Here is a 14,495-nt window from a genome sequence, read left to right as displayed (position 1 = left end):
AGCAAGTGATGATTTTGAAGCATTTATGAAATTAGCAGGATAATTTTGTGCATTTTTTCAAATTTGCTCATTTATAGCATATATTATATTTTGTGTGTTGTCTAGTTTTTTTTGCTGGATATTGTATTTTTATTAAAACAATGTTTCATGGGGACTTCCCATGTGCCCGCGATTTACATTTGCATGTAAGAAGACCGCAAGGGGAACATCCGCCCGTCCCCTTGCAACCCCTGGGCTGGGTATCTGACGGAAATTTTGTCTTATGAGGTGGTCTTTGAAAAATTCTCCTGGTGTTTCAAGTCGGAAGATTTTCGTATAAATAAGCGCAGACTTGCACGGTTGCCCCATGAGTCTGCGCTTACTTATGTTGTTGGTTTTTCTGTATAGTTCAGATTTGCACCTGAAACTAATCAATCCTACGTATTCTATTGTTCTACCTGCTTCCGCAGTATCACATACTACGGGCCCGTCAACATCACGCCTTCGACGTGCTCGCGGGAACCCCAGTTCTCGCAAGCTCAAGTTCCCGCGCTTTTCGCGTCAGCGAAACAGCCTTAAACAGTTGACGTCAACCCGTTCCGTCTTGATGCACCAGGCGTGGCCAAAAAGGGGGAGTCTGAGGGGGACAATCGGCCTTCGCAACTATGAGATCGTCCCCCTCAGGGTTTTCTTATTTGCCAAACAGCCGCCCCGCTGGGCAGTTCCCATCAGGAATTTCTGAAACGGCTCAGAAATTCCTTCGTCTGTTCTTTCTGTGGATCTTCAAAGATCTGATGGGAAGTTCCCTCTTCCACGATAACTCCATCGCCCATGAAGATCACATGCTTCGCCACATCTCTGGCGAAGGCCATCTCATGTGTGACGATGATCATCGTCAGACCATCTTTGGCAAGGGTTCTCATGACTTCCAGAACCTCTCCGACCATCTGCGGGTCGAGGGCGGATGTCGGCTCGTCAAAGAGCAGGATCTCGGGTTCCATCGCAAGGGCTCTTGCGATCGCTACCCTCTGCTTCTGTCCACCGGAAAGCTGTTTCGGCTTTGCATTGATGTATGGGGCCATGCCGACTTTTTCGAGATACATCATTGCGTTTTTGTGTGCCTCTTCTTTGCTTTTTTTGAGGACTTTTTCCTGTCCGACTGTGCAGTTTTTGAGAACTGTCATATTGTTAAAAAGGTTAAAGTTCTGGAACACCATGCCGACTTTGGAGCGGTACTTCGGAACGTTCACGTGTTTGTCCATGATGTTTGTTCCGTGGTAGCGGATCTCGCCGGATGAAGGTGTCTCCAGAAGGTTCATACAGCGCAGCAGTGTGGATTTACCTGAACCGGAAGGTCCGATGATGCAGGTAACATCTTTCGGTTTTACAGAGAAATCAATGTCTCTCAGGATCTCATGTGTTCCGAAGGATTTTCCCAGGTGCTGCACTTCCAGGATCGTTTCACTCATTCTCTGTTGTCCTTCCTTTCCTTATAAGAATACATACCACTTGTATGTGTCAGGGTATCTGCGGTTGCCAGGTCATAGTTGTCCGGTCCGTCCATCTTACGCTCGATCACGCGAAGGATCCTGGAACAGGTAAAGGTCATGATAAAGTAAATGACCATGGCAATTGTGAAGGACTCAAAGTATGTATACAGTGCACCTGCCACACCTTTGGTCGTGTAAAAAAGTTCTACCGTACCGATGATGGAAAGTACACAGGTATCTTTGATGTTGATGATCAGGTTGTTGCCGATCTGCGGCATGATGTTACGCAGTGCCTGTGGCAAAATAACATTGATCATGGTCTGTACATGTGTCATGCCGATCGCCTTGGCTCCTTCTGTCTGACCCGGGTCAATGGAAAGGATACCGCCGCGGACAGTCTCTGCCATGTATGCACCTGTGTTGATGGATACGATGAAGATCGCGGCAAACCACATGGACATATTGATATTGAACAGGTATGCACTACCGAAGTAGATAAACATTGCCTGTGCCATCATAGGAGTTCCACGGAAGAACTCCACATAGCAGGCAAGGATAAATTTCACGATTTTGATCAGTACCTTCTTGACTGTGGAATCGTTTTTGTCTACCGGGATCGTCTGCACGATACCTACGAGAAAACCGATGATGCATCCAAAAAGTGTTCCGACCAGTGCCAACCACATGCTGACTCCGGCTCCCTTCGCGAAAGAGGGACCATATTGCTGAAGAAGATATATGATTCTTCCTCCAAAACTTTCAGGCAGCATTTTGCTCCTCCTTTATGACTCGCTGGACAGTGGCTGAACTGAGATTGCTTCGTCCATCATATCGTTGAAGTCGTCTTCTGTCATCTCGCTTAAAACTCCGTTGATCGCATCTTTGAGTTCATCGTTTCCTTTCTTGAGGGAGATACCGATGTTGATGTCCTCGTCAGATACTTCGAATTCTCCGTCTGTTCCTGTGAAGTCAAGGAGTTTGAAATCCGGGTAAGCTACGCAGGCAGCTTTTCCTGTAGGCATATCTGTTACGACTGCATCACATTTACCGGATTCCAGAGCTACCAGCATTGCCGGTGCGCTTTCCTGTGCTGGAAGGATGTTTCCGTCCGGGATCTGCGGCAGGCAGGAATCATACCAGATGGTATTCTGCTGGGAAGTAACTGTTGCTCCTTTGAGGTCTTCTACACTTGCTGCGTCTTTATAGTCTCCATCCTCTTTTACCAGAGTGATGATCGATGCATAATAATATGGATCTGTGAAATCAACCATCTGCTGACGTTCTTTGGTGATGGACTGTCCTGCGATAACACAGTCAACCTGTCCGGACTGAACTGCCGGTACGAGGGAATCCCAGTCAAGTTTGACGATCTCAAGGTCGTAACCAAGTTCGTCTGCGATCTTCTTCGCCATCATAACGTCATAACCATATGCATAGTCGGAACTTCCGGAGATCTGCACTGCTCCGTTGGAATCATCCGGCTGTGTCCAGTTGTATGGAGCGTATCCGCATTCCATTGCAACTTTGAGGGTCTTTTTGTCAGCCGCGCTTACACTCTGTACGCCAAATACTCCGCATGTCATAGATGCTGCTACAGCTGCTACTGTCAACATTCTCCACATTTTGCTCCTTCTCATTTTCGTTTCCTCCTGAAATATATATTTTTCATCCATATGTCCTTGCGGAACATATCACCGTGTTGAATAAAGCAGATGGGACTGCTTTAAAGTAAAAAAAAGCGCACGAAACTATGAAGTGCCCCGTTGCGCTTTATGACATTTTAATACTTTATCTTTGGAAAGTCAACATTTTTGTTTGCCGGGGGCACCCGGCAGTGACGCATTTGTAATGCAAGACCGCCCCACAAAACAAAAAAACGGCAGTTTTTACACCACCGTTTTTATGCATACATTTTATGAAAAATTATGACGGTCTTCTTACAGAAAGAATAGTCCTATAAGTAGCATCATTACTAATCTTAATACCATCCTGGGAGTTAGACGCATGTACAATCTGTCCATTGCCCATATAGATTGCAACATGTCCACCATAGCAGATCAGGTCGCCTGGCTGTGCATCTGCATAAGAAACCTCAGTTCCCCAGTTCTGCTGCTCGTAGGATGTTCTCGGAAGGCTGTAGCCAAACTGTGCATAGACACTCTGCGTGAAACCAGAACAGTCAGCACCGTTTGTAAGGCTTGTGCCGCCCCATACATACGGGTTTCCAACAAACTGCATTGCATAATCTACGATAGAAGATCCTGAGCTTGAGGATGAAGAACTGGATGAGCTTGAGGAGCTGGATGATGAACTCTCATAATCATCCGGATCTACAGTGTTGTCGCTGTCGATCACGTTGCCGTACTCATCGTACTCTACATCATCACTGCTGCTGTCATCAGATGATGTGTCCTCGTCTTCGCTGTAGTCACTGTCTGTATTTTCATCCTCAGAATGATCCTCATCGGATTCTTCGTCGTCTGTGTCTTCACTATCCTCAGAGTGATCCTCATCTTCCTGATCTTCTTCATCAGAGTTACTCTGGTCTTCTTCCTGTGCTGCCTCTTCCTCAGCGGCCTGTCTTGCAGCTTCCTCTGCTGCTGCAGCGGCTTCTGCCTCTGCCTGACGTCTTGCTTCTTCCTCAGCGGCGATACGCTCTGCCTCAAGCTGTTCGATCTCTGCCTGCTGCTGAACGATCAGGTTGGAATACTCTGTTGCCATCTGCTGTGCGTATGCGATCTCATTGTCGCAGTCTGCGGAGTTGGCTTTCTTGGTATCGATCTGTGTCTGAAGGTTTACTGACTCAGATTCGTATTCCTGTTTCATTCCCTCGAGTTCTGCCTTCTCCTGTTTGTACTGGTCACCGAGCTGTGTTACCTGGTCAATGGTGTTGGCATATTTCTCAAGGCTCTGTCTGTCGTATTCATACATCTTCTGTGTGTATTCTGCTTTAGTAAGAAGATCAGAAAGGTTATCAGCATCCATCATCATCTGGAACCATGCAGCATTGCCGCCCTTCTCATAGATGTACTGAATACGTTCTTTCATTGCTTCGTACTGTTTAGTCTTGGCATTCTGTGCTTTCTCAAGTGCTGTCTGGGTATTCTGAATGTCAGTTTCTTTATTGCTGATATCTCCCTCAAGGGTCTGAATGGAAACCATGACATTCACAAGATTTGCATCCAAAGCATCAATTTCGCTCTGTAACTGCTGCTTTGCTGAATAAAGCTGGTCGATCTGTGCGTATGTAGCATCCAACTGTGCGCTGGTAGCTGCCTGTTCCTCTCTCAGCTCGTCTTCTCTTGACGCGCTTACGCTGACAACCTGTGATGCTGTCATCATTAATGCTAACGTCATGCAAACAATTCGTTTCTTCATGTTTTCACCTCATAATCTAAATCAATCTATTTTGTAACATTTTCGAAATATCTTATTGAACTTCTTTTACATATTAACATATCGTTCTCAAGAACGCAAGAGTAAATAATTAAAAAATTTAAATTTTTGTAACATTTAGTAAAGAATACGAAAAAAAGAAGCAGTCTTCTGTAATGAAAACTGCTTCTCTTCACTGTTAATGCTTTATTTTAGCTGTACAGATCTGCAAGTATCTGTGCTGCTGTCTTGTTCTTATATCCATCCGGATCAGAAAGTGTACTGCTGTACCATCTCAGATAATTTCCTCTTCGAATATAGTTTCCACAGGATGGATGATATTCGTATTTCGTATATCCCTTATATCTGGACATATAAGTTTTGGCAAGTGCAACTGCCTGGCTGTCATAATCCCCATCCGGTGTGCAGGTTCCTGCAATCTGGCAGCCTGCCTGTGGTGTGGAATGAACGATCACAGCACTCTTATCTGAACACTGTCCAAGAACGATCCAGGTATGTCCGGAATCATAGCCAATATCTCCTGGCTGCATCTTCCATTTTGTTTGAGAAAGATAATTCTGGTTTACGATCCGTCCCCACTTCAGAGTATTCTGATAATAAGAACCAATATCTCCGGAAACTACGGTATATCCACCGCCTTCTCCAGACTTTGTATGCATAACCTGATAAGATGCCCATCCTACAAATCCAGAACAGTCAAGTCCCTTGATTCTGTTTGCAGTTGTTAAATCCCTGTAATTATTATAGTTGTAACTGCTCGTCTGACTGTTATACCAGGAAACCCAGGTCGGACTTACACCTTTTCTTGTGGAATCTGTCCAGCCGCCGCCCCATACATAAAGGGCCTTACCTACCGGCTGCAGTGCTCCTGCGAGATAATTCTTAAGCGTTCTTGCAGAGGTTGGTGCTGTCGGACCAGAGTTGGAACTGTCAGCATAAGAGCCCGTCATAACTCCGTTTGAGTCAAAAACGTAATATTTGCCGTCAATCAGCTTCGTACCTGTTGTTATCGTGGTTGTGCTTGGATCAATATAATAAGTCTTACCATTTTCCTTTACCCAGCCGGTAGTTACAACTCCTGTTTTTGGATTGAAATAGTAAGTCTTGCCATCAACTGTCTTGAAGCCTTTGTACATGACACCTGTATTCTTTGCGAAGTAGTAGCGTTTGCCGCTGCTGCTGCCAAGCCATCCGGTTGCCATTACATAGGTCTTTCCGCGGAAATAACGGACATTTCCGTTGGCTGCTGTCAGGAATCCGCTCTTGGCTGCACCGGTTGTCCCATCAAAGTAGTAATAATAGGCTCCAATCTTCTTAAGTCCCCTGTACATAATTCCTGTTGATGGGGTAAAATACCACTTCTCGCCCTTGCTGTTCTTCATCCAGCCAGTTGCCATCGTGTAACTGCCTGATGAAAAATATCTCACAACGGTACTTGAAGTTTTGACAAAGCCACTGACCGTGTAGCCTGTAGACGGTTTGAAATAATAGTAATTCCTACCAATCTTCTTAAATCCCTTGTACATTGCTCCTGTACGGGAATCGAAGTATCTCATCGCTCCCTTGGAACTTCTCTGCCAGCCCTTAAGAAGAACTCCGGTCTTCGTATTCAGAAAGTACTTATTACTTCCAAGTGTCAGCCATCCCTTGACCTTCTTGCCGCTCTTGTAATAGTAAGTTTTGCCGTTTACTGTACGAAATCCTGTCGTTGTTGCAGCCTGAACATCTACTGTCGTTGTATGTACGGCAAATCCTGCTGCAAAAAGCATGAGCCCCAAAAGTATCCCCAAAAGTCCAGCTTTTCTACATACCTTCTTCATATATCGTCCTCTTTCCGAAAAACTTATTGTTACTTTTTTCGTTGCAAATTTTACAATATTATTACAATATCATGTAGGTATTATATCGCAAGATTTATGATACGTCAATACATAAAAAGAGCGGGAAACACTGCCTGATGTCTCACATAAGATATCAGGCATGTGTTTCCCGCTCTGCTGAAATTGATCTTAAAGAAGATGTTTACGAAGTTCTGCTCCGTCCTGTGCGCTTAAGTAAGCCGGTGCAACATCAAAAACTGTCTTGCAGCCTTTCTGTCCTTCCTGGCTCATGCGGTATGCTGCTCTTGCATATGCTGCGATTACGGAAGAAGTGAATTCCGGGTTAGAATCCAGTTTCAGGCTATATTCGATCACATGACTGTTCTCATCATTCCAGCCTGTTTTGCCGGAACGGATAACAAATCCACCGTGCGGGATCCCGCTGTGATCACGTTTCAGTTCTTCTTCTGTGATGAAGTGTACTGTAGTATCGTACTCATCGAAGTAGTTCGGCATAGTCTTGATCTCGTTCTCGATACGTGCAAGGTCTGCACCTTCCTCAGCTACTACGAAGCACTCTCTGGTGTGTTTCTGTCTTGTTGTAAGTTCCGGATTTTCTCCGTTTCTTACAGCTTCCAGTGCTGCTTCTACCGGGATGGTGTACTGTTTGCCGTCTTTGACTCCGTCGATCCTGCGGATCGCATCGGAATGTCCCTGGCTTACACCCTTGCCCCAGAATGTATAATCTTTACCGTTGGTAAGGATTGCATTTGCATACAGTCTGTTCAGAGAGAACATTCCCGGGTCCCAGCCTACGGAGATGATTCCTACATGGCCGCTCTCGGAAGCTGCCTTGTCTACGTTTGCAAAATGCTCCGGAACTCTTGCATGAGTGTCAAAGCTGTCTACGACATTGAACCACTGTGCATATTTCGGTGTCTGCTCCGGAAGGTCTGTTGCACTTCCTCCGCAGAGGATCAGAACATCGATCTTGTCTTTCATTTTTTCTGCTTCATCTACATGATAAACGCTTGCTGTATCTGTGAGGATTTTTACTGTTGAAGGATCACGGCGTGTAAAAACTGCTACAAGCTCAAGATCCGGATTGTGCTTAACTGCACATTCTACGCCTCGTCCAAGGTTTCCATAACCTAAAATTCCAATACGAATACTCATCTTAAGATTTCCTCCTGTACTTTTCCATTGTACTTCTAAAGTTCCTGCCTGCTCGGTTACAGGAACCTGACCTGCTGCTTTTGCTTTATCACAGCAGTACGATACTATGATAATATCACAACTAAAAAATGTCAATCCGTTGATTTGTATTTTCTTTTATTCATTTAGTAATACTGAATAATTTTCTCAGCAGCAGAATACACCGCCGCCCGGACAGCACAGTCCGCAGAGCATATTTGCGATACAGAGCTTCATACAGTAATCGCTTCCATCCACCGGCATTCCGCCAAAAGGATTCTGCTGTTCCTGATACCAGGTTCCGCCGCCCTCCATTCTCTGAAGGAGCATACGATACTGTACATTATCCGGCTCCAGGTTTACCGCTGTCCGGATATCCTCCAGTGCATTGACATTATTTCCAAGTCCCATATTTGCCATCGCAGAAAGGTAATGCCACTCTCCGTTCCTCTGCTTCAGGGACGAGAGTACATTCATTGCCTCCTGGAAATGACGGCTCTGGATATAATTGGCAGCTGCCTGTCTGCGGATTGCCTCCTCATCCTGGTAAGTGCTGTTCTGACGGCCTGTAAATCCACCGTAGTAGCCGCCTGCATTTCCATAAGAGGAGCCGTATTCCTTTTCTTTCATGATCTGTTCATAAGCCTGCTGGACTTCCTTGAACTTCTCTTCCGCCTGTTCTTTGTTTGGATTATTGATATTTGCATCCGGATGATATTTCCTGCTCAGTTTCCGGTATGCCTTTTTGATTTCTTCATCGGATGCATCCCTGGAAACGCCAAGGACACTGTATGGATCAAACATTTTCTTTCTCCTGCTCTTTCTTCCTCTTACCGGACACTGCTTCAAATCTGCACCAGACTCCGGAATACAGAATATTCCGCAGTATATCGGTATATTTAATAATAGGAAGTTTTTCAAATTCCCGGCAGACCTCTGCTATCATCATGATCAGCATCTGCCGTACCTGTTCATCGAACCCTTCCATTATATAACTTCTGGAAAAAGGATTGTAATTTCCTTTTTTGATATCTTCCTCTACATCATCATAGGCATCCATGAGATAAATAAATTTACCCAGGAAAAAGCCCATCCGGCGCAGTGTCGGTTCCCACAGATCTGCCCGATACGCAAAGATCTCCTCCATGATCTTCCCGAAACATCCGGAAATGCAATCGATATTCTCTTCCCCCGCCTTCTCCATCTCAGAAAGTTCATTCAGAAGTGAAACGATCGTGTCGACTTTCTTACGCCACCGCTCTTCTGCATGCTTCTCTTTGCCCCGAAGGAGGTTCCCGTACAAAAGACTCAGAAGCTTCTTCTCGTCTTTCCAGTCATCCTCACATTTATAGTATGCAAGAAAAACATTCATATCTGCGGCATACTCTGTGATCGCATTTTTGCGGACCGGCTGTTTCCGTACAGGGTGGATGATGCATCTCGTCGTTCCCTTCCTTGTCGGCGGCTCATAGAGCCCGCTCAGGAGAAGGATCACAAACGTCATATCATATGTCAGGGAAATCTGTCCTGTCACTCCATAGCGATCCCGCAGTTCTCTGCAGAGACCACAGTAAAAAGAACGATACAGGTCAAAATCCTTGAATTTAATCTCCGGTTTATTCATTACCACATAACCAAACATAAGACCTCCGGCTGTATTCTGATCTCAGATCGTATTCAGCTTTTTTTGATAAATTTCGTGTGGCATTTCGGACAGTCGATCTCTATCTTGCCTTTTCCTCTCGGAATACGGATCTTCTGTTTGCAGTTCGGACAGGAATAAATGTGATATTCCTTTCTCTGCTGCATGATGTTTTTCTCACGGTTGAATTTCTGTCTTATGCCGGATGTAATGGACAGATATTTCTGGTTTTCGGCATAACGCTTCTGTATATCTCTGGAAAGCATTCTGTAATAAGTATAAAGGATCGCAAGAAGGCCAATGGTATCAAACGCCGCGCCGACTCTGCTCCGGATAAACATGGACAGAATGATCATCACAAATGCAACGCCCATCGTAAATCTTGCAAATGCGTCTACTCCATAGCGTCCTTCCATAAACTTGATAAACTTTTCTCTCATGCAAGTCCTTCTTTCTTTAATGAAATGATGTCACTATTATTATGTAAGATTATTTTTATCTGTCACTGCACACCTGGAACACATAAAACTTCAGATAATAAGATTCATCTGAAGACCACAGGATCGGATGATCCGGTGCCTGAGTTCTGTATTCTACCTGGCGCAGTCTCTTGTGTGCATTTCGTGCGGCCTGTCCGATCGTCTTGGTAAAGAGTTCATAATCCATAAAGTGAGAACAGGAACAGGTTGCAAGGAATCCTCCATCCCTGACAAGCTTCATACCACGCAGGTTGATCTCTCTGTAACCCTTGACTGCATTCTTGATAGAGCTTCGTGACTTGGTAAACGCCGGCGGATCGAGGATCACAACGTCATATTTCTCGCCCTCTTCTTCCAGTCTCGGAAGCAGTTCAAAAACATCCTCACAGATAAATTTAACTCTGCCGTCCAGCCCGTTCAGCTTCGCATTCTCCTGTGCCTGATGAACAGCAAGCTCAGAAGCATCCACGCCGGTAACTTCTCTTGCTCCTGCAATTCCCGCATTCAGTGCAAAAGAACCTGTATGTGTAAAGCAGTCCAGGACTCTCGCATCCTTGCAGAGTTTCTGGATCGCAAGACGGTTGTATTTCTGATCCAGGAAAAATCCTGTCTTCTGTCCGTCCTTGACATCGACCTGATATTTCACTCCATTTTCGACAATCTCAACAAGAGTCGGGAACTCCGGTCCGATGAAGCCCTTGTGAAGTTCCATTCCTTCCTGCTTGCGGACTTTGGCATCACTTCTCTCGTAGATTCCACGGATGTTGATTCCGTCCTCTGCAAGAACTTTCCTGATAAGTTCGAGGATCATTTCTTTCCAGCGGTCGATTCCAAGTGCAAGGGACTGTACGACCAGAACATCCTCAAATTTGTCAACTGTCAGACCTGGCAGGAAATCTGCCTCGCCAAAGATCAGGCGGCAGCTTGAAGTATCTGTTACCTTTTTGCGGTATTCCCAGGCATCTCTTACTCTTTTTTCAAAAAAGTCCTCGTCTATATGCTGATTCTCATCTCTGGAAAGCAGACGTACCGTGATCTTGGAATTGGTGTTGATAAATCCTCTTCCAAGCGGATATCCGTCAAAATCATGTACCAGCACGATATCTCCATTTACAAAGCTTCCCATAATACTGGCGATCTCGTTGTCAAAGACCCACATGCCACCGGATTTGAGAAGTCTTCCCTCTCCTTTTTTCAGTGTAACCACTGCAAGACTCATATTATTTCCCCTTTCGGCTATATATTCCCCATCAATTAGTTAGCAAGTTGTTACTGTCCACAGTAACAACAAGATTTCTCTCTATTCTATCACAGATGCTTTTAGATTTCCAGTTTTTCGCAGGGCTCACAAAAAAATCACAGTTTTGCAGTTCTCAAAAAAGCTGCAAAAAGCCGCAGCTTCCTGGTTATTCAGAAAAGCTGCGGCCTGAGGGCTTTACCTAATGATTAGTACTCTTCGTTGTAGGATTCTTCGTCATAAGACTCCTCATCATAAGAAGTCTCATCTGTAGATTCCTGCTGAGCAGAAGTGTCTGTACTCTCACCATAAAGCTGTTCAAAGAACTTCATGGTATCATTGTACAGAGTCTGTCTGTCTTCTGCGGACTGAGCTGCAAGGATATCGTCTGTTGCCGGCTCAGTCTCAATGCTGAAGATCTTCTTCATGTCATTGTTGACCATATTGAGCTGACTGGATACATAGATATCTGTTTCTGATGCTGTATAAGTTGCTCCGCCATCCTTGAGAACATTCAGATATGCCTCAAGAACTTTCTTTGTAAGTTTGGAAGCGGTGTCTGTATCAAGAGTCACGGTCGGCTGCGCTGCATTTGGCATTACAGCATTGAGAACTGCGATATCTCCATTGTATTCTCCCTCGCAGAACTGTTCTGCCTGGTCAAACTGTGCCTTTGAAGCATCATCGAGGGAATCTGTATTTAAAGTATCCTCTGTGGAAGCGTCTGTTCCTTCGTCAGTGGACTGATCGTAAGAATCTGTGCTTTCATCTGTTCCCTGATCGCCGGAATCTGAAGTTTCTCCATAAGATTCGTCTGTTTCGTATGTCTCATCACCGGTTGCTTCCGGAATTCCTGTACCATCATCGGAACTGCTGTCAGATTCATCTGTACTGGTGTCTGTAGAATCTGTTCCTTCCGGAGTTTCTGTAATTTCTTCGTAATTGTCCTGTGTTCCGTCTTCAGTTGCCTCCGGGATTCCCATGCCATCATCCTCAGAGCCGTCGTCCGGTTCCAGAACGTCATTCATGCCTGTATCCTCTGCAACGCTGGCATCCTCGGTGTAAGATTCCTTGGCGCCATCAAGAACATCGCTGTCTACGTCCTCGGTGATATCTTCGCCGTCACTGGAATCTTCATCTACAAGATCTTCTTCGCCATCGGAAGAGGAATCATCTGAGGAAGAATCATCGGAAGAACTGTCGTTATTCATAGTCTTGTCGAGGTTCTTCTGGATGCTTTCCAGAGTCTGCTTCATTTCCTGAATGTCGTAATTCTGCTGTACGATTTCCTGAAGAAGTGCTGTGATCGTATTCAATTCATCGGAGCTCAGAGATACGTTGTTCTGGATTGCAATGTTGTTGACGATGTTGTAGATCTCGTCTGCGTTCTGAACATTGTCACCGATGATCTGCAGTTTCGCCTGGTTGATGATGTTGGTAGCATTGTCGCCGCCGACCTGCTGTGCAACATCTCCGGTAACTACGACTTCCTTGGTAGCAAGGTCTTTCTTGGTGGAATCAAGCTGCTTGCCGCTGGCTGTCTCGTAAGCCATCATGACACCGGTAAGTGCTCCTGTTCCGGAAACTTCATACGGGCAGGCTGCAACTGCCTCGCAGTTGGAAACACCTGCTGTGGAAAGTGCATTTGCAAGCATATTGCAGGTTACGTAGTTGAGGTTTGCAGTACGAACCTTGATGCCGCCGGACTGGGTTGGTTTCACATAGGCGCAGCTTAAAGTTCTTGTACCGATCTGTGCGCTTGAAATATATTTTCCCAGATAATTGCGCTCATCCTGGTTATTAACTGTGATGATCTGTACCTGGCTTGCATCTGCCTTGAAGTACTTCATCATGGTATTCTTCTGTTCATCTGTAAGATCTGCACCAAGTGTTACTACTTTGGATGCATCTGCCATTGCCGGGATCGGGTTACTGAGTGCAAGGCACATGCTGCACAGTGCAGCTACGATCATACTTCTTTTTTTCATAATCTCATCCTCCATTATGATATGATGCGGCAGTCTCAAAAAGCTGCCTTCCTGGTCTCTTCTTTCAAGTGTTTTTATTATAACACAGCGTTCTGCAGAATTGTATTTTTTATTTTATTTCTTCGAAATCATTCAAATTTTTCCAGAAAAACATCGATGGTTCCACCACAGACCATTCCTTCGTCCTCTGCCTGTGATACTGTCATGTCAGCACAGACGATGCGGGACTTTTCGTTTTCTTCGCGGAGAAGTCTCAGACACTGGTGCTGGACTTCGCTTTCCATACAGCCGCCGCCGATCGTGCCGATGATCCTTCCATCACCGAGTACCAGCATCTTGGTTCCTATCGAACGCGGGGCTGAACCTCTGCGGGCTATGATCGTCGCAAGAACTTTTGGCTGACCCGGCTCCTTCACTCCTGTGAGATACTCCATGAGAAGAGAATCGTATCCGGCTGTTTTTTTTGTCTGGTTCTTGATCTGGATCAGTTCTGCCACAATGGAAACTGCAATTTCCTCCGGGGTTTCCGCATGGATAGAAAGCCCTACCGGTGTATACATCTCATCCAGTGCTTTTCTGTCAAAACCATCCCCAGCCATCTGTTTCTTCAGAAGTGCAGAACGTCCGCGGCTCGCCATCATTCCCACATAGGCATATGGTTTCTTCAGAATCTGTTCAAGGCAGGCACGGTCAAAACGATGTCCTCTGGTCACCACCAGAAAATAGGTATCCGGCGTTCCGGCGATTCCCTGCAGGCTTTTTTCGAAGGCATCGCAGAGAACAAGGTCTGCTCCGGCTTCTCTCGCGCGGTCCGCAAAATATGGTCTGTCTTCCAGAACTGTCACATGAAATCCGACTTTCCCTGCGAGTTCGATCACCTGCTGTGATACATGCCCGCCTCCACAGATCACAAGATGCGCCTGACGTTTGAGATGCTCTATGAAAAATTTCTGCCCTTCTATTTCATAAATGCCGCTCTGCGGTGTCTCTGTGATCTGTGTTTTGAGTTCTTCGTTCACCTCGCCGGTGCCTGTATATCCCAGAAGTTCCCCATCTGCCCAAAAATACCTGGTTCCGGCTGCCTCTCCCTCCAGCACCGTCGCCAGAAGGTTGGATTTCTGCTGAAGATTTTCATTTATTATTTTATATAATTCAAAAAGATTCATGCTTTCTCCTCTTTTTTCAGTCATTATGCTGTTTTATTAGGGCTACTCATTTACTGTTAATTATATAGCCTCGCCGTGAATTAAAAACTCTATCCTCACATGAC

General features: G+C 45.4%; 12 protein-coding genes. All 12 read right to left on the bottom strand.

Going from position 1 to position 14,495, the window contains the following annotated elements; translation table 11 throughout:
• Positions 1-707: 707 nt before the first annotated feature.
• The 12 genes from WMO75_RS16550 to WMO75_RS16495 all read right to left on the bottom strand — a co-directional run bounded on the left by WMO75_RS16550 (position 708) and on the right by WMO75_RS16495 (position 14,391).
• Positions 708-1,448, bottom strand: coding sequence for an amino acid ABC transporter ATP-binding protein (locus WMO75_RS16550; RefSeq protein WP_118699595.1), 741 nt, complete (start codon positions 1,446-1,448; stop codon positions 708-710).
• Entirely contained in the window at positions 1,445-2,236 is a 792-nt protein-coding gene (locus WMO75_RS16545; RefSeq protein WP_199705054.1) for an amino acid ABC transporter permease, read from the bottom strand. The genes WMO75_RS16550 and WMO75_RS16545 overlap by 4 nt, the downstream gene beginning before the upstream one ends.
• A 15-nt stretch (positions 2,237-2,251) precedes the next feature.
• Complete coding sequence (locus WMO75_RS16540) at positions 2,252-3,052, bottom strand: transporter substrate-binding domain-containing protein (protein WP_243111674.1); 801 nt, start codon at positions 3,050-3,052, stop codon at positions 2,252-2,254.
• A gap of 340 nt (positions 3,053-3,392) precedes the next feature.
• Positions 3,393-4,847: a C40 family peptidase gene (locus WMO75_RS16535; protein ID WP_118699598.1), complete on the bottom strand. Its 1,455-nt coding sequence runs from the start codon at positions 4,845-4,847 to the stop codon at positions 3,393-3,395.
• 209 nt (positions 4,848-5,056) lie between these two features.
• On the bottom strand, positions 5,057-6,685 hold the full coding sequence (locus WMO75_RS16530; protein ID WP_118699599.1) for an N-acetylmuramoyl-L-alanine amidase family protein: 1,629 nt from the start codon (positions 6,683-6,685) through the stop codon (positions 5,057-5,059).
• A 189-nt stretch (positions 6,686-6,874) separates the two neighbouring features.
• A complete protein-coding gene (locus tag WMO75_RS16525; RefSeq protein ID WP_022215719.1) occupies positions 6,875-7,861 on the bottom strand; it encodes a diaminopimelate dehydrogenase in 987 nt (328 codons plus the stop codon).
• A 186-nt stretch (positions 7,862-8,047) separates the two neighbouring features.
• Positions 8,048-8,683: a J domain-containing protein gene (locus WMO75_RS16520; RefSeq protein WP_118699600.1), complete on the bottom strand. Its 636-nt coding sequence runs from the start codon at positions 8,681-8,683 to the stop codon at positions 8,048-8,050.
• Positions 8,676-9,521, bottom strand: a complete 846-nt coding sequence (locus WMO75_RS16515; RefSeq protein WP_022214538.1) for a DUF5685 family protein — start codon at positions 9,519-9,521, stop codon at positions 8,676-8,678. Before WMO75_RS16515 ends, WMO75_RS16520 begins: the two co-directional genes overlap by 8 nt.
• 35 nt (positions 9,522-9,556) lie before the next feature.
• Positions 9,557-9,961, bottom strand: coding sequence for a hypothetical protein (locus tag WMO75_RS16510; RefSeq protein ID WP_118699601.1), 405 nt, complete (start codon positions 9,959-9,961; stop codon positions 9,557-9,559).
• 55 nt (positions 9,962-10,016) lie between these two features.
• Entirely contained in the window at positions 10,017-11,219 is a 1,203-nt protein-coding gene (locus tag WMO75_RS16505) for a class I SAM-dependent rRNA methyltransferase (protein WP_118252057.1), read from the bottom strand.
• Positions 11,220-11,446: 227 nt separating this feature from the next.
• Positions 11,447-13,225 carry a DUF1002 domain-containing protein gene (locus WMO75_RS16500; protein ID WP_243111672.1) on the bottom strand — a complete coding sequence of 593 codons (1,779 nt, stop codon included), beginning with the start codon at positions 13,223-13,225 and terminating at the stop codon, positions 11,447-11,449.
• A 128-nt stretch (positions 13,226-13,353) separates the two neighbouring features.
• Positions 13,354-14,391, bottom strand: a complete 1,038-nt coding sequence (locus WMO75_RS16495; RefSeq protein WP_118699602.1) for an XdhC family protein — start codon at positions 14,389-14,391, stop codon at positions 13,354-13,356.
• Positions 14,392-14,495: the final 104 nt, after the last annotated feature.

The organism is Blautia intestinihominis (genome assembly GCF_040096655.1).
Classification (GTDB): domain Bacteria; phylum Bacillota; class Clostridia; order Lachnospirales; family Lachnospiraceae; genus Blautia_A; species Blautia_A intestinihominis.
The sequence above is the reverse complement of the archived record's forward strand: the minus strand, read 5'-3'. Positions and strand labels throughout refer to the sequence as shown.

Coding starts and splice junctions, on each gene's coding strand:
- WMO75_RS16550 (WP_118699595.1), bottom strand. CDS start 1,448: ATGAGTGAAACGATCCTGGAAGTGCAGCACCTGGGAAAATCCTTCGGA.
- WMO75_RS16540 (WP_243111674.1), bottom strand. CDS start 3,052: ATGACATGCGGAGTATTTGGCGTACAGAGTGTAAGCGCGGCTGACAAA.
- WMO75_RS16535 (WP_118699598.1), bottom strand. CDS start 4,847: ATGAAGAAACGAATTGTTTGCATGACGTTAGCATTAATGATGACAGCA.
- WMO75_RS16530 (WP_118699599.1), bottom strand. CDS start 6,685: ATGAAGAAGGTATGTAGAAAAGCTGGACTTTTGGGGATACTTTTGGGG.
- WMO75_RS16525 (WP_022215719.1), bottom strand. CDS start 7,861: ATGAGTATTCGTATTGGAATTTTAGGTTATGGAAACCTTGGACGAGGC.
- WMO75_RS16520 (WP_118699600.1), bottom strand. CDS start 8,683: ATGTTTGATCCATACAGTGTCCTTGGCGTTTCCAGGGATGCATCCGAT.
- WMO75_RS16515 (WP_022214538.1), bottom strand. CDS start 9,521: ATGTTTGGTTATGTGGTAATGAATAAACCGGAGATTAAATTCAAGGAT.
- WMO75_RS16510 (WP_118699601.1), bottom strand. CDS start 9,961: ATGAGAGAAAAGTTTATCAAGTTTATGGAAGGACGCTATGGAGTAGAC.
- WMO75_RS16505 (WP_118252057.1), bottom strand. CDS start 11,219: ATGAGTCTTGCAGTGGTTACACTGAAAAAAGGAGAGGGAAGACTTCTC.
- WMO75_RS16500 (WP_243111672.1), bottom strand. CDS start 13,225: ATGAAAAAAAGAAGTATGATCGTAGCTGCACTGTGCAGCATGTGCCTT.
- WMO75_RS16495 (WP_118699602.1), bottom strand. CDS start 14,391: ATGAATCTTTTTGAATTATATAAAATAATAAATGAAAATCTTCAGCAG.